Annotated in this window: 11 protein-coding genes; 2 read left to right on the top strand and 9 right to left on the bottom strand. The window is 53.1% G+C overall.

The genetic code is table 11. The features are described 5' to 3' along the window. Nucleotides 1-8: 8 nt before the first annotated feature. From B051_RS0112825 to B051_RS0112790, 7 genes are all read right to left on the bottom strand, one after another. The gene (locus B051_RS0112825) at nt 9-782 is read right to left on the bottom strand and encodes a sugar phosphate nucleotidyltransferase (RefSeq protein ID WP_018478607.1); all 774 of its coding nucleotides are present in this window, start codon (nt 780-782) and stop codon (nt 9-11) included. 94 nt (nt 783-876) lie between these two features. Beyond that, nucleotides 877-2,220 (bottom strand): NAD(P)H-dependent oxidoreductase, encoded by a 1,344-nt coding sequence (locus B051_RS0112820; protein ID WP_018478606.1) that lies wholly within the window; start codon nt 2,218-2,220, stop codon nt 877-879. A gap of 35 nt (nt 2,221-2,255) precedes the next feature. Further along, a complete protein-coding gene (gene rfbC, locus B051_RS0112815; protein WP_018478605.1) occupies nt 2,256-2,807 on the bottom strand; it encodes a dTDP-4-dehydrorhamnose 3,5-epimerase in 552 nt (183 codons plus the stop codon). A 63-nt stretch (nt 2,808-2,870) separates the two neighbouring features. Then, nucleotides 2,871-3,977, bottom strand: coding sequence for a CDP-glucose 4,6-dehydratase (gene rfbG, locus B051_RS0112810; protein ID WP_018478604.1), 1,107 nt, complete (start codon nt 3,975-3,977; stop codon nt 2,871-2,873). 101 nt (nt 3,978-4,078) lie between these two features. Next, nucleotides 4,079-4,909: a glucose-1-phosphate cytidylyltransferase gene (gene rfbF / locus B051_RS0112805; RefSeq protein WP_018478603.1), complete on the bottom strand. Its 831-nt coding sequence runs from the start codon at nt 4,907-4,909 to the stop codon at nt 4,079-4,081. A 366-nt stretch (nt 4,910-5,275) separates the two neighbouring features. Continuing rightward, nucleotides 5,276-6,106 (bottom strand): WecB/TagA/CpsF family glycosyltransferase, encoded by an 831-nt coding sequence (locus tag B051_RS21260; protein ID WP_051080663.1) that lies wholly within the window; start codon nt 6,104-6,106, stop codon nt 5,276-5,278. Continuing rightward, nucleotides 6,096-7,490, bottom strand: coding sequence for an undecaprenyl-phosphate glucose phosphotransferase (locus B051_RS0112790; RefSeq protein WP_026236380.1), 1,395 nt, complete (start codon nt 7,488-7,490; stop codon nt 6,096-6,098). Before B051_RS0112790 ends, B051_RS21260 begins: the two co-directional genes overlap by 11 nt. 1,603 nt (nt 7,491-9,093) lie before the next feature. On the opposite strand from B051_RS0112790, the gene B051_RS0112785 reads away from it, so the two are divergent. After that, nucleotides 9,094-9,435: a transmembrane 220 family protein gene (locus tag B051_RS0112785; RefSeq protein WP_245539627.1), complete on the top strand. Its 342-nt coding sequence runs from the start codon at nt 9,094-9,096 to the stop codon at nt 9,433-9,435. Between the two features lie 65 nt (nt 9,436-9,500). On the opposite strand, the gene B051_RS0112780 is transcribed toward B051_RS0112785, so the two are convergent. Together B051_RS0112780 and B051_RS0112775 are read right to left on the bottom strand one after the other, a co-directional pair. Next, a complete protein-coding gene (locus B051_RS0112780) occupies nt 9,501-9,710 on the bottom strand; it encodes a heavy-metal-associated domain-containing protein (RefSeq protein WP_018478598.1) in 210 nt (69 codons plus the stop codon). Nucleotides 9,711-9,744: 34 nt separating this feature from the next. Then, a complete protein-coding gene (locus B051_RS0112775; protein ID WP_018478597.1) occupies nt 9,745-11,991 on the bottom strand; it encodes a heavy metal translocating P-type ATPase in 2,247 nt (748 codons plus the stop codon). Between the two features lie 324 nt (nt 11,992-12,315). Here B051_RS0112775 and B051_RS0112770 point away from each other — a divergent pair, with 324 nt between their 5' ends. Beyond that, nucleotides 12,316-15,663, top strand: a complete 3,348-nt coding sequence (locus tag B051_RS0112770) for a PAS domain S-box protein (protein WP_083919450.1) — start codon at nt 12,316-12,318, stop codon at nt 15,661-15,663. Nucleotides 15,664-15,665: the final 2 nt, after the last annotated feature.

Raw genomic sequence — 15,665 nt, 5'->3', positions numbered from 1 at the left:
TAAAGGTGCTAACTGTAGCTTCTGATGGCTTTTCGCAGGTCTTCGGGAGTGCCGGTGTCCAAGGCGCTTCCGTCGTCAAAGCATACGGATTGCACCCGCAGCCCGTTGTCGATGGCGGCCTGCATCACGGCTCCCATGCTCAACTCGATGGTTCTGCCTGTTGTTATGATTTGCTCTTCCCCCTTTTGTAGGTGCTCGTGCATGAATTCTGTGAAGGCAGGCCCCCAACAGGCCAGCGCCCAGCCATACCTGAGATTAGAAACTGCTGGCTTCGCGACTATATGCTCTACAGTACCGTCTTCGCCTAGCTCCACCATGTCCCATTTGTGCGGCTGCTCTACCGGAAAAACGCCCAGCACCACGTCCGCCTGGTGTTGCTGCAGTCTTTCCAGCATCCTTTTCAATGCGTCAGGAGGTGAGAGGAGGATGTCGGGGAAACCAAACACGACTTGCTTGCCTTGGATGAAGGTATAGGCCTGGTCGGCGGAGAAAGGAGTGACGTAGGGCCTGTGCATGATGAGGTACGCCAGGTGCAGGCCTAGTTGGCTGCCGTCGCCATAGTACTGTGGTATGTCCCACTTGCCTTTCCGGAGGACCAGGTATACCTGTCGCGCTCCGGCTTCCCGCATGAGCTCCAGCAGGTACTTTGACACGGGCTTGGGGTGCGGCTCGCCTGTGTTCGGATGCGGCTCAAACCCAGTGGGCAGCAGCTCCTTGCTGCAGGGCAACGGCGAGAGGCGGGTTGCCTTTCCGGCGGCAGGTATAAGGCCTACGATTTCCATGGTTTCTCGTGCAACGTGGGTTTACAAGGAAAATCCCGCTCGGGCCATACCGGACCAGAGCGGGACTTCACTATATTTCTTTACAAACAGCCGTTCAGACGATTGTCTCTTTCCTGGATTTCTGGGCTGCTGCAGCCAAATCTGAGGCAAAATAGCGCCGCTGCTCCTCGCGCAGTTGGTCGACGATTCTTCCTTCGGGCAGTACCACGTCGTCGTAGGTCAGCACCTGGTCTTTGGGCACGTCCCGCTTCAGCACGCAGCCCTCGGCCACGCCAATGGGCAGCAGGTTCTCGCGCTCGGTCACATCGGCGTTCTCACACAGGCCGTAGGTCATGTAGTGGCCGATGCCGTCAATACTCTGGCCAGCTTTTAAATCGATTTTAGCAGCCGTCACCACGTCTACATAAGGTCTGTCCAGTGGCGTCAGGGCGGCATCGTTGAACAGTACGGCTCTAGCGATGGTCAGCGGCACTTCCAGGTGGCACAGGTGGTATGGGGTATAAAAACAGTATAGTGGCCCCTCTCCCATCTTGTAATAGTTGAGGTAGTGCTGCTGCCTGGCATTGTCCTGGGTGGCCAACACGAACACACCGCCCGCCGGCTCGGCTATACCTACCACGTAATCCACTATGCCAGGCCCCTCGGTGAGTTCCTCCAATGGGAACAGGTTCACCGACTCCCGGATGTTGGCCCCCTGCGGTGCGTAAGGTCCCATCATGCCACGTTTGGCCACGCGCATTCCGGTTCCGTTGGCCACGATGGCCTGCTCAAAGGAGATTTTGGTGCCATCGGCGAAGGAGGTCACCATGGCTGGGTTCTGGCCCCAGCGCTTCGCGAAACCTTCCTGCGTGGTCGGGTTGCGGTACGGGTCGTGCAGGCCTTTGATGTTGCCACAGAGCACCGGCTTCATGCCAATGGACTTCACGTAGCGGTACAGGTTCATGATGACACCCGGCTGGTCGCCATCCACGTTCGTGAACACGACGCCCGCCTTATCAGCGTATACCTTCAGGATAGGTCCCACGGTGCCGTCCACTTCTGCATCCATCATGATGATGTGCTTCCCGTGGTTTATCGCGTCCAAAGCGATGCGGGTACCAAATTCCACGGCTCCTGTCACTTCCAATATGGCGTCAATCCCTTCGGCCTGGCACAGCAGCGAGGCATCCTCGGTGATGCTATACCTGCCATTCCGGATGTTCTCCTCCAGCGCTGTAACGGAGGCAACTTCCTCCACCTCGGCTATACCTGCCTCAGTGTAAGCTTCCTTGGCCCGCTCAATGGTTCGGTTGGAGATGGCCACCAGTTCCATTCCGGGCACGTGGTGCGCTATCTGCAGGGCCACGCCCTTGGCCATGAAGCCTGCGCCCACCATGCCCACGCGCACCGGTCTACCTTCTGCTTCGCGTTTGGCTAATGCCGTATCAATAATAATCATACATTCTTATCTAAAGTTATTACGCCTATACCTGCTCAGACCGAGGCCTTGGTAGGTATATCCGCCAACAACGGGTGCTGCTGGTCTTTTTCTGATATGATTTGCGGCTCCAGTGGCCAGGCGATATTGAAAGCCGGGTCGTTCCAGCGATGTCCGCGCTCCGCGCCAGCGGCATAGAAAGCCGTCACCTGGTACATCACGTCGGAGTTATCCTCCAGTGTGAGGTAACCGTGCGCGAAACCTTCCGGCACGTACAGCATGCGGTAATTGTCAGCGGTCAGCTCCACGCCTATCCATTGGGTATAGGTCTCTGATTCCGGTCGCAGGTCGACAATCACATCGTAGATGGCGCCACGGGTGCAGCGCACGAGCTTCGTCTCGGCGTGCGGCGCGAGCTGCATGTGCATGCCGCGCAGCGTGCCTTTCTTGTGGTTGAAGCTGACGTTGGCCTGCACCAGGTTGGTGTTGAGTCCATGCTCCTCAAATTCTTTCTGGCAGTAGGCACGGCCAAAGAAGCCGCGCTCGTCCTCCAGGCGCTTGATGTCCAGGATGTAGGCTCCCTTCAGTTTTGTCTCTGTAAAAATCATGGTTTGGGTTATTTGAAAAGCACCTGCCAAGGCTTGCTTGGCAGGTGCTGCTTTCTCTTCGGGTTATTGCTCCAGGTATACCGGCAGCGCATCTTCCAGGTACTCCTCAATCTGGCTTACGGTGAACTCCTTGATGTCGGTCACCTGCTCATGGTAGGTTTTGTACCAGCCGATGGTGCGTTCAATGGCTTGCGCTGAGTTGTACTTCGGTGTCCAGCCAAGCTCCACCAGCGCTTTGCTGATGTCCAGTTTGAGCAGCCCTGCCTCGTGCGGCTGGTTCGTCAACTCCGGCTTGTCATAGCTTCCGGTGCCCCATACCTGCAGGGCTTTCTGCACCAGTTCCTCCACCGGGCTGTTGTCCCCCGCCTGCGGACCGAAGTTCCAGGCTCCGCTATACGCTACTGAATCTTTGGCCAATTTGGCGCCCAGCAACAGGTAGCCACCCAATGGCTCCAGCACATGCTGCCACGGACGGACCGCATTCGGGTTTCGCACCGTCACCGGCTCCCCTACCCGCAGCGCCCGCACAATATCCGGGATGATGCGGTCCTTGGCCCAGTCGCCGCCGCCAATCACGTTGCCGGCGCGGGCGCTGGCAATGGCTTTCTGGTGCTGCGTATACCTGTCCGGATGGAAGAAAGAACGGCTATAGGAGGAGATGACCAATTCCGCACAGGCCTTGCTGGCGCTGTATGGGTCGTAGCCGCCTAGTTGGTCTGTTTCGCGGTACGGGTACACCCACTCCTTGTTCTCGTATACCTTGTCGGTCGTGATGAGCACCACCACACAGGGCTTCTCCAGTTTCCGGACGGCATCCAGCACGTAGGCCGTGCCGATGGCGTTTACGGCAAAGGTATCAGAAGGAAACTCATACGAGAGGCGCACAAGGGGCTGTGCCGCCAGGTGGAAAATAAAGTCAGGCTGAAAACGCAGCACCGCTTCCTCCAGGGTCTCTCTGTCCCGGATATCGCTGATAACGGACTCACAGAGGCTGTCGCCGTCCATGAGGTGGTACAGGTCCTCTTGTGTTTCAGGGGCCAGTGCGTAGCCCATCACTTCTGCTCCCAAAGCATGGAGCATTTGCAGCATCCAGGAGCCTTTGAAGCCGGTATGGCCGGTCAGGAAGACTTTTTTGCCTTTGTAGGTATGCTGCAGGAAATCTTTCTTCATTCGCTGTGCTATTATAAAAACAGGTCAGGTATAGGGTATGTTATGTTAACGTGTTTCGCTTCAGGTTGGCTATTCACGATACCTCGTGCGCCTTGCCTTGGCTATACCAGGTTTACCTGCTCCCGTGCCTCCTGGGCTTTCGCCTGTCGCTCACGAATCATGTTATACCAGGGCGCCTTGCCGCTCTGCAGCAACTCCTCCAGCACGTTTTTATCGCGCAGGGTGTCCATTGGCTGCCAGAAACCGGTATGGCGGTATGCCGACAATTCACCTGCCTTGGCCAGTCTTTCCATCGGCTCGCGCTCCCAGGTGGTCTGGTCGCCTTCGATGTAATCAATCACAGCGGGCTCCAACACAAAAAAACCTCCGTTTATCCAAGGCATCTCGCCTCCGTTTGGCTTTTCCTGGAAATGGTCAATGTGTGTCGCCTCCCCTGCCAGCGTGAAGGCGCCAAAACGGCCCGGCTGCTGCACAGCGGTCAGTGTGGCCAGTGTTCCCTGCTCTTTATGGAAACGGATGGATTCTGAGATGTTGACATCACTCACGCCATCGCCGTAGGTCATGCAGAAGGTCTCGCCGCCGAGGTACTCCCGAACACGCTTTAGACGTCCTCCTGTCATGGTGCCTTCGCCGGTATCAATGAGCGTCACCTTCCACGACTCAGTGTTGTTCTGGTGCACCTTCATGGAGTTGTTGCTCATGTCGAAGGTCACATCCGAGTTGTAGAGGAAGTAGTTGGCGAAATATTCTTTAATCATGTGGCCTTTGTAGCCGCAGCAAATCACAAAGTCGTTGATGCCATGCGAAGAGTATATCTTCATGATGTGCCAGAGGATTGGCTTGCCACCAATTTCTACCATAGGCTTCGGACGCACACCGCTTTCTTCACTGATGCGGGTTCCGAAACCACCTGCTAGTATTACAGCTTTCATTCAAATAAGGGTTTGGGTGAAAATTCTTGTCGTGACGCATCCCTCCACACGAGGGCTTTTCTGTTGGTCACCTAATCATACGATAATCGCTATATTTTGATGTTGGCAATTTTGTTTTCGTGCAATTTTCTTAACAAAATTGCTCTTCCATCAACATGGGGGACGGGTATGCAAAGAAATAAAATAAGTTCTGAAGCCTTTGCTCAGCTGCCTGGCATTGCAGCTCCCAGGCGTACGCTTGCCCGTGAACCGCGGCTTGGTATAGTGTTTCTGTATGCAGTAGCGGTGTTGGCTGTAGCGCAGGCTGTAGCGGTAGTAGTGCCCTGTGAACTTCGTTCGTTGTATGTTCACACAGAGCACCATCCCTTAGTCTCCTGCGCTGACGGTGTATCGTTTCGTGTCGCCTTTTCGGAGCATATCCTTGAGCGTGAGGAACACGAACAGGCTATTGGTGACCAGGTAGCGCTTCCACAGGCGTTTGGGCTCCTGGTACAGCCGGTAGGTCCACTCTAGCGACAGGTCACGCGCCCATTTAGGTAGGCGCTTCTCTAGGCCGGCATAGGTCATATAGGCCTGTCCCACACCCAGCATACAGGCCTTCACGCGGCCTTTGTGGTCGGCCATCCAGCGCTCCTGTTTCGGGCAACCCAAGGCCACGAACACCAAATCAGCACCGGAGGCATTTATCTGGTCTACGATGGCTTGGTCCTCGTCCTCCGACAGTTTTCGAAAAGGAGGTGAATAATATCCTGCCACTTTCAAATCAGGGTGCTTGGCCTTAGCGGTTGCCACAACGGCCTGCAGCACATCATCTGTAGAACCGTAGAAGTATACTGATTTGCCTCTGGCGGCGGCCTCCTCAATCAGGCGCGGCATCAAGTCCATACCCGGTACGCGGTCCTGCTGCTGCCCGTATCGCAGTTTCATCAGCTTGGAGAGCGGCCCTCCGTCAGGCGATGCGATATCGGCTTGGTTAAGCAGGTGGTTGAAGCCCCTGTCCTTATAGGCCTCCACCAGCATGTGCACGTTGGCGAAGCATACATAAGAGGACTCCTTGTTATCGGTGAGCCAGAAGACCTGCTCCACAAATTCATCAAAGCTACCCGTCGTGATAAAGGACCTAAGCAATCTGCGCTTCTCCTGCAAGGGTGGTGCCGGAGCGACGCGAGTGGGGGTGTCAACTATATTAGTATGCATTTTTTTCGCCTTTTACCATGTTCCAGACAGTCAGGAAGATTATTTTCATGTCCATCATGAAGCTCCAGTTTTCCATGTACTTCACGTCGTACTCCACGCGCTTCTCCATCAGGCTCAGCTCCTGGGTCTCTCCACGGTAGCCGCTCACCTGTGCGTAGCCTGTTATACCTGGTGTCACGAAGTGTCTCATCTTGTACTTGTTGATGACCTTAGAGTAGTGATCTAGCTGTGATACCAGGTTCGGACGCGGCCCTACTACTGACATGTCGCCCAGCAGCACGTTGAAGAACTGTGGCAATTCGTCCATATTCGTCTTTCTCAGGAAGGCACCTATTCGGGTCACACGTGGGTCGTTCTTGGTGGCCTGCAACTCCGTCTGGTTGTTCACACGCATGGTTCTGAACTTGTAGCACACGAACAATCTGTTCTTTTTACCAGGGCGTAACTGCTTGAAGAAGATTGGCCCCGGAGAGCTCAGCTTGATGCACAGTGCGATGATTGGCATCACAATAGGGAACAGCAGCAGAATCACACTCAAAGAGAAGGCGATGTCGAAGGCGCGTTTGATGACACGGTTAGTCACCTGCTCCAGCGGCTCCTTACGGATGCTGATCATCGGGATGTTCTGGTAGAAGTACATGTTCACCTCCCGCTGCACGATGGCGCTGAAATCAGGCACAATGCGGAAGTAGATGAAATTGTCATCAGCGAACTCCGTCAGCTCGTCAATCTGCTCCTTGTCGTTGAGCGGCAAGGTATAGTACACTTCATCTATGTTGTTCTGCAGGCAGTACTCCTTCAGGTCAGACACGTTGCCTTTCACCATGCTGCTGTACTTGCTCAGTTCATCAGCCTTGTCGGTGAAGAAGCCCATGAACTTGCGCCCGGGTGCCTCGTCGCTGTTGAAGGTCTGGTGCAGCGATATGGCCGCTGGCCCCATACCTACGATCACGAAGCGGGAGTAAGCCATGTCGGAGTTGGAGAAGTAGCGTTGCGCCAGGAACAACAGCATGCGGCTGATGCCTATCAGGAGCAGCGTGGAGAGGTACGTGTACAACAGCAACAAACGGGACAGCTGCTCGAGGTTGAATATTACGATACAGCTGGCTAGGATGATGGCGTGCAGCACGAAGGCATTCAGCAGGTTGCCAATCCGCTTGTCTACCGGAAAGAAGCCGTCTACACGGAACACAAAGTTCTTGAATCCCGACACAATCCACCACACCAGTGCGAAGAGCACGAAGAAGATGCTGTATTGATGGGTGAGCTCCAATTCGCCATACCTGAAGAGATTGGATAGCTTGAAGGCGAAGGCTATTAAGGTGATGTCTAGTATTAATAAGAGTATTCTATTAAAACTATTATAGTGTCTATATTTGTGCATAGCTCGGTAATTGTACTTATTTAATCATATTTCCTTTTTACTAATTGACCTGTCTCTTCTACCCTCTTCTACCTCTCACGTCAATTCTATCACTTTCGTTCGTCATGTCTTTGTATTGTTTGCTTTATTCAGCGTCAGGCGATAAGTATATTAAAGCCTGAATATTTATATTTCTTCCTTTTGCTATTGTGGGTACCTGTAGGAACTGCCACCAGTCAGAAGTTAGATTGAATTACGACTTATTCAATATTAAGGTTTGTTAATTTATCATCAATTCTGCAATAAAAATCAGACCTCCTATATCGCAATATTCATATTTTTAAATACCTTATATCTTAATTCTAACATCTTAGCGGTAAAATGTAATTTTTTAAATACATCAGACTTCATCTGCGCCTCTTAAACGAGTAGTTGTTTTCTAAAACCAGAGAAAACACGAAACTAAGCCATTAGTAATCAACACATAGTATCAACTACTTACTGGTACCAGACCAAGACTGGTTCTAGCTGAACTGATTTGACTGGAATTGCGGTAGTATAGAGTAGAGCAGGATATGTGTGCGGCAGGGCTTGTACAGACAATGCCTCTTTCAGATTAACATCCGGAGCAGTTATATTCTAGGCTCTTTCTTCTATTTACTTTGCTCACGCAGTTACTCACTCTCTCCTTCTATCCTTTCATCCAGCTAAACCCTCTAAGCAACTGTAGTCACTTTTTGCCTGACAACCTGGTGTTGAATTAATAATTTACAATTGATTAGACTCAACGTCTGTAACAGGCAATTGCACAATACGGGCTACTCCTACGAATGTTCTTAAAGGAAAAGGGATTTTGTGAAGGCTCTATGGAATTTCTGATTGAGAGATGGAATTGTTATAACCACACCAGTTGCTAGCGAGCCAGGCCTGCAGTGGCAGGTATACAGATTGGTCAAGGTTGGTATTAGGAATAGAACTTTATCAACATGCCTCATTATAAACATAATGCAATATATTCACCAATATAGTACCATTAACCATTATAATAGAGCATATTGGTCATTAATCTATTACCCCTCTACCTCCTCCTGACAGTACAATAAGTTGCCTGTCCCATTCATATCCGCAACACTAGGTATAGCGTCAAAACTATATTATTAAAAAGACTAGCTTAATAGGAAAGGATGAAATCTTCCTGCCCGCTTTCTCGGATTTGTCCAGCACCACAAACCTTATTCTCTCTACTGACCTACGGCAATTCGACATGCAGCATAAGTTACATGACACACGGTCATGGCGTACTATAGCATTTTAAAGTTGACTTACTTCCGACCAGGATGTACTTCGATAATTGCACTGCAGAAAGACGGCCGCCACCGAGCAGAACTAGACACTTCTGAGATACTCTATACTGGCACACTGATTTAATGCACTTATACAGCTGCTGTTATTTTAAGGCATTAATAAGGCTGTTTGGAGGCATTTGCTAGAGCTATTAATTCTTCCTGCTCCCGCTGCAGCCCGACTCGCTAATACATTGATTGCTATCACAGGCTCAACTTTTACAAATTCTTGAAGTATAGACACATAAGCTCATCGTGTTACAATGCATGCAAAACAATATTTGGCTGTACTAGGTGGAATTTGCTTCATCGTCTTTGCCTCCTTGCAGTACAACGACCCAGACCCTGCCCTATGGATTGCCACCTACCTCGCAGCAGCCGTAATCAGCTTTTTGGTTGTGTTTGCTAGAGTTGGTAGAGTGCTCCTATTAATCGCTTGCATAGCCTACGCCATTGGGGCTGTGTACTTCTGGCCTGAGCGGTGGGAAGGTATAGCCATTGGCGGAGGCGACATCCGTAACATTGAAGAGGCGCGTGAGTCTTTGGGTCTGGCCCTTTGCAGCCTGGCGATGCTGGCATACCTGCTCCTAGACAGAAGCTCTTTGCGGGTAAAGCCCCTGTAGCCTGCTAGAATAAAAAAGGCCAGCTGGAAATCCAGTTGGCCTTTTGCTAATCGACTTTACTCAGATTATACCTGCTCGGCTTTAAACCCAGCCTTCTCTACAGTGCTTTGTATCGTCTGGGCATCCAAGGTATCAGAGGTCACTTCCAGCACTTTGTCTGGGTTGTCTGTGTCTACTTTCCACTCCTGCACTCCCTCCAGTTTGTTCAGGTGAGGCGTTACGGCTCTTACACAGCTACCACAGTTAATCGTTGTCTTAAACTTATAGGTCTTCATACTTAACATAATTTATACTAAACACTTATTTTACTTAAATCTTCTTTCCCCTTAGGCGCAGACTGTTGCTCACCACCGACACAGAGCTCAGGGCCATGGCCGCTCCGGCCACCATCGGGTTGAGCAGGAAGCCTGTGAAGGGGTACAGCAGGCCGGCTGCCACAGGTATACACACTACGTTGTAGATGAACGCCCAGAACAGGTTCTGCCGGATGGTCTGCACTGTGGCCCGCGACAAATTGACCGCCGCTGCCACCTGCACCAGGTCAGAACGCATCAGGGTGATACCGGCCACGTCCATGGCCACATCTGTGCCATGACCCATGGCTATGCTGACATCAGCCGTAGCCAGTGCCTGCGCATCGTTGATGCCGTCCCCTACCATGGCCACCACTTTGCCTTCTGCCTGCAGCTTCTTCACAAAGTCAGCTTTGTCGTTGGGCAGCAGTTCTGCCTCGTAATGCGTTATACCTACCTGGCGCGCCACGGCGGCGGCCGTTTGTGCGTTGTCACCAGTGAGCATGTATACCTCCAGACCTGCCTCCTTCATACGCGCTATGCCTTCGGCTGCCGCTGGTTTGATGGGGTCGCTTACGGCGAACACTGCCAGGGCCTGGCTCTTGCTGGCGAAGAAGATGGCGGTCTTGGCGTTTTGCTGCAGTTGACGGGCCGCCTCTAGCAGTGGCTCAGCTATACCTACGCCCTCCTTGCGCAGGAGCTTCTCGTTACCTGCGAGGTACTTTTCACCTTCAAAGTCCGCCTCTATACCTAGTCCGGTGAGACTGTTGAAGTACGCCGGCTCCTGAACCGTCATGCCCTGCTCTTTATAATAGGTATAGATGGCCTGCGCAATGGGGTGCTCCGATTTGGCTTCCATGGAGAAGAACAGTCGCTCCAGCTCCTGTTGGTTTGCTATACCTTCCGCCCATACCACATCGGTCACGGAGGGCTTGCCGACTGTGATGGTGCCGGTTTTGTCCAGTAGGATGGCGTTGGCTTTGTAGGCATGTTCCAGGCTCTCAGCATCCTTTATCAAGATTCCATTCTCAGCGCCCCGACCCACGCCCACCATAATGGCGGTCGGTGTGGCCAGTCCCAAAGCACAAGGGCAGGCAATCACCAGTACCGAAATCATGGACACCAGCGCCTGCGACAGGTAGGCCTCCCCGCCCAGCACCAGCCAGGCCACAAACGTCAGCACCGCGATACCCAACACCACAGGTACGAAAATACCAGCTATTTTATCTACCAACTTCTGCACAGGCGCCTTGCTACCCTGCGCCTCCTGCACCATTTTGATGATGTGTGCCAGCATGGTTTCCCCACCGGTTTTGCGGGCGATGAGCTGCAGGCTGCCTTTCTGGTTGATGGTGCCCGCATACAGCATGTCACCTGCCTGCTTCTGGACCGGCAGCGGCTCTCCGCTCAGCATGCTCTCGTCCACATACGAGGCACCGGCCACCACCTCGCCATCTACAGGCACGCGGTCACCCGGAAGCATGAGCACCCGGTCGCCTACCTGGACCTCCTCAATCCTTATTTCGGCTTCAGTGCCACCACGCAGCACCCGCACTGTCTTGGGCTGGAGGCCCATGAGCTTCTTAATGGCGGCCGAGCTTCGGCTCTTGGCCCCCTCCTCCAGGTATTTCCCCAGCAGAATAAAGGCGATGATGACGGCCACTGCCTCATAATACACGTGTGGCTCCAGCCCCCTGCTCAAAAAGAACTCCGGGTACACTGTGTTGAACACACTGAAAAGGAAGGCTATACCTGTGCTCAGCGCCACCAGCGTATCCATATTCGCCCGCATGTATTTGGCCTGGCCCCAGGCATTCACGAAAAAGTGGCGCCCGGCCCAAAACAGGACAGGCGTTGTGAAAGCCAGCATGGCCCAGTTTCCCCAACTGAAAGCATTGTGGAAGAACATGCCCAGCACAAAGACCGGGAAGGCCAGCACCGCCGCCGCAATGGTTTTAGTCTTTAATTTGGCCAGTGCAGCCGCCTGCCGCTCCTCCAGTTCCGCCTCCGTGTGCTGGTCTATCAGCAGCTCAAAGCCAATCTCATGCAGGGTGTCCCGCAGTTGCTCCGGCTTTACCTGTTCCGGCTTGAAATCCACCTGCACAGTCTTGCCGGCGAAGTTCACGTTAGCCTCCTGCACGCCCTCCACCGTGCGCAGCATGCTCTCGATGCTGGAGGCGCACGAAGCGCACGTCATCCCCTCTACCGGGAAGGTGGCTTTTTTAGTATGTTTATCTTTCTTTTGTTCCAGTACAGTCTCCATAGTCTAATTGCTCATCTTGGTTGAGAATCTTACACTACAAAGATACGAACCGCAATACCCGGAAACTTTACAGGATTATGGCGAAGGTTTACAGATTTTCAATGCCTGAGGCCACTTTGCTATACCTGCCTCTAATCGTATGTCGACCGTAGGATTATCGCAAGAAATTGATTGGAACTAAACAGGTGGTGAAATTGCTATACTAGTCAGTGTAGCGATGATTGTGTAAACCACAATTGTGTACATATGGCTCCTAGCCATCCATAACCAGATAGACAAACGCACAGATCAATATTTTCGCCCTAGAAACCCACCTTTTTCCAGATGTTGAAAAAGAATAAATTTAGCCTCCCAACCCATAATTCCAGGACGATAAAGTACGTGTTGCTGGCCTTTTCGGGCCTGCTGGTCACGCTGGTGACCATTATCTCCCTTACTTTTTTTGAGGCACGCAAAATCCAGGTCAACCACCAGGCCTATGTATCAGATGCCCTCCGCAAACTGGACTTGATTGATGCCCTCCACGACAACGAGGGCTCCATTCATAGGGCCATCCTGCTGCACCTCACTTCGTCCAGCCCGCAAGAGAAGACCGAATACGAGCATGAGATAAGCGCCACCCAACGCCAAAGCAGCCGGCTGATGCAGCAGCTGCGACAGATGGTCACCGATTCCAGCCGGCTCCAGATTCTGGACCGCTTCGAGTCAGAGAGCGCCGCCCATGACACGCTCATCACGCACCTGCTCGAACTCAGCAGTGAGAGCCGGGTTGAGGAAGCCCTGGAATTCAACAGATTGGTAATCACACCCGAATACCAGATGCACCGGGGCCAGCTGAAGGCTTTGAGCGAAGGTATAAGGAGCTCCGCCCGCGAGAATGGCGACGAATCCGTTGATGCCGTCTCGCGCTTTGTGCGCAACCACACGCTCCTGCTCATCATCACGTTCATCGTGGCGGCCATGACCGTTTTGCTGGTCCGCAACATCATCCGGCGTCTGCGGCAGGACAACCTGATGCTGAACGCCGAGATAGAGGAGCGCCAGCAGCTCCAGAAGGCCCTCTTCGAAAGCCAGACACAGTACAAGATGCTGTTTGAGCACAACCCGCTCCCCATGTGGGTGTATGATCAAGACACGCTGCTCTTCCTGGAGGTGAACGAGGCCGCTTTCCGGGAGTATGGCTATACCAAAGAGGAGTTTCTGCAACTGTCCATATTGGACATACATCCTGAAGAAGACCTGCACGCGCTGACCAGGAGCATCAATTCCCATGACCAGATGCAGACGCGTGCCACCCGGATACGCCACAAGCGCAAGGATGGGAGCGTTTTTGAGGTGGAGGTGAAGTCAGATGTGCTCCCAGGCTTCGGGGAAAGTCACCCGCGCCTGGTGGTGGCCGTGAACGTGCACGAGCGCCAGCAGGCCCTGCAGCAGCTGCAACGCAGCGAGAAACAGCTGCTCGAAATCAGCTCCAGCATACCTGGTGCCGTGTTCCAGATACAAATGGGAGCCGACGGCGCCTATACCTTCACCTTCATCAGCGAAGGCATTCGGGACCTGTTCCACATCACCCCGTCTGAGGTATACGACAAGCCGTCTTCGCTCTACCGCCACATTCACCGGCACGATGCCCTGAGAGTGCAGCAGGCTATTTACGCTTCCTACAACAGCCTCTCACCCCTGGTGGTCGAGTTCCGGATTATGCAGCCGCAAACCAGGCGCTGGAAATGGGTGAAGGCGCATGGCCTCCCTACACTGAAGTCCAATGGGTATGTGCTGTGGAATGGCACCATGATTGACATCACAGAGCAGGAATACGCCCGGGAGCAGCTCATCACTAGCGAGGCCAATCTGCGCGCCCTGCTCGACAGCTCACCCCAGGCCATTTACCTACTCGATGAGGCATTGAACATCATGCTCTACAACGCAGTGGCGAAACAGGATGTATTGAACCTGCTCCTGAAGGACATCCAGACAGGCCAGAGCATTCTCGAATTCGTGGACAAGGACATGGCCAATAGGCTAGTAGAGAATCACCTAAAGACGCTACAGGGCGAGACCATCATCTACGAAGAGGGCAGCGGCGAGTATTGGCACGAGATTGCGCTACGCCCGGTCCTTGGACCGGACGACAGCGTGCTGGCTGTGTCGCTGAGCATCTTGAACATATCGGAACGCAAGCTGGCTCTGGAGACCATACGCCGCAACGAGGAGCAGCTGGCACGCGCCCAGCACCTGGCACAGTTGGGTAACTGGGAACTGGACCTGGTGCAGGAGACGATTACCTGGTCAGACAGTGTGTACGAAATTTACGACGTGAGCCGGCATACCTTCCGGCCTACCCCACACAACTCTACGCTGTTCATACCAGAGGAAGAGCGCGACCTGGTGCGCCAGGCGTTTGACGAGTCAGCCAGGCACAACCGCATTGCCTCGGTGGAGCACCGCATTGTGCTGGAGAACGGCAGCACCCGCATGGTGCATGAGATTGTGGAACCCGAGTACGACGCCGATGGCAGGCTCATCCGCTTTCATGGCTCAGTGCAGGACATCACAGAACGAAAGAACACGGAACAGGAAGTGCTGCGTGCCAAGAATCTCCTGCAGTCCACGCTCGAGAACATCCCGGAGGTCATCTTCTCGGCCAACACGGATTTGAGCCTGGTGTATGTGAGCCCGCAGTGCCGCGAGCTGACCGGCTGGACGGAAGAGGAGCTGCTGTCTATACCTGACCGATGGGTCTGCTTCCTGCCTGAGGAAGACCGGGAGCTTCTCACGGAACAGGTCATACCCAAGGTGCTGGCTGGCGAGCGGCAGCATTGCGAGATACGCATGCGTACCCGCGACAACCAGCAGAAGTGGCTCATGCTGCGCATATCGCCAATGGTGAACGAGCAAGGCGAGGTATACCGTATGGATGGCTCTGCGTCGGACATGACGCAATACAAGGAGGCGGAAGTCAAGCGGAACGAGCTTACTGACCAGCTCCTGAAGCAGAACCAGAACCTGCAGCAGTTCGCCTACATTGTGTCGCACAACCTGCGCGCGCCTATCGCTAACATACTGGGTCTTACCACTATATACGACAAGCACAAACCCGAGTCGCCGATGAACCCGCGCATCATCGACAATCTTTTCAAGTCGGCGCGGTTATTGGACACAACCATACGTGACCTCAACGACATCCTCACCATCCGGAGCGAACTAAATAAAGTGCGCGAGGAAGTGAAATTCAGCAAGGTTTTTGAAGAGATACAGGAGAGTCTCTCCAATGAACTGGAGGAGGAGTATGCAGAGATAGCATATGATTTTGAGGAGGCCCCCACTGTGGTGGCTGTTCGCAGCTATGTTCACAGCATCATGCTCAACCTGGTGACAAACGCCCTCAAATATAAATCTCCTGACAGAAAATTGAAGTTGCAGCTTAAAACTTACATTATTCCTAATTATATTTGTCTCAGCGTAACAGACAATGGACTAGGCATAAACCTGAGCAAGGAGAAGGGAAAAGTCTTTGGTCTGTACAAACGCTTCCATACCCACACAGAGGGCAGAGGACTCGGCCTGCACCTGGTCAAGACGCAGGCAGAGCTGCTTGGAGGCAAAGTAGAGGTAGACAGCCAGGTGAATGTCGGCTCTACTTTCAACATATACTTTAGATACAACGTGTAGTA

It is taken from the genome of Pontibacter roseus DSM 17521 (assembly GCF_000373265.1).
In the GTDB taxonomy this organism is placed as follows: Bacteria; Bacteroidota; Bacteroidia; order Cytophagales; family Hymenobacteraceae; genus Pontibacter; species Pontibacter roseus.
The sequence above is the reverse complement of the archived record's forward strand: the minus strand, read 5'-3'. Positions and strand labels throughout refer to the sequence as shown.

What these genes read in the sequence shown, in the direction of transcription:
- B051_RS21260 (WP_051080663.1), bottom strand. Translation starts at nt 6,106, where the DNA reads ATGCATACTAATATAGTTGACACCCCCACTCGCGTCGCTCCGGCACCA.
- rfbC (WP_018478605.1), bottom strand. Translation starts at nt 2,807, where the DNA reads ATGATTTTTACAGAGACAAAACTGAAGGGAGCCTACATCCTGGACATC.
- B051_RS0112770 (WP_083919450.1), top strand. Translation starts at nt 12,316, where the DNA reads ATGTTGAAAAAGAATAAATTTAGCCTCCCAACCCATAATTCCAGGACG.
- B051_RS0112775 (WP_018478597.1), bottom strand. Translation starts at nt 11,991, where the DNA reads ATGGAGACTGTACTGGAACAAAAGAAAGATAAACATACTAAAAAAGCC.
- B051_RS0112825 (WP_018478607.1), bottom strand. Translation starts at nt 782, where the DNA reads ATGGAAATCGTAGGCCTTATACCTGCCGCCGGAAAGGCAACCCGCCTC.
- B051_RS0112790 (WP_026236380.1), bottom strand. Translation starts at nt 7,490, where the DNA reads ATGCACAAATATAGACACTATAATAGTTTTAATAGAATACTCTTATTA.
- B051_RS0112780 (WP_018478598.1), bottom strand. Translation starts at nt 9,710, where the DNA reads ATGAAGACCTATAAGTTTAAGACAACGATTAACTGTGGTAGCTGTGTA.
- B051_RS0112820 (WP_018478606.1), bottom strand. Translation starts at nt 2,220, where the DNA reads ATGATTATTATTGATACGGCATTAGCCAAACGCGAAGCAGAAGGTAGA.
- rfbF (WP_018478603.1), bottom strand. Translation starts at nt 4,909, where the DNA reads ATGAAAGCTGTAATACTAGCAGGTGGTTTCGGAACCCGCATCAGTGAA.
- rfbG (WP_018478604.1), bottom strand. Translation starts at nt 3,977, where the DNA reads ATGAAGAAAGATTTCCTGCAGCATACCTACAAAGGCAAAAAAGTCTTC.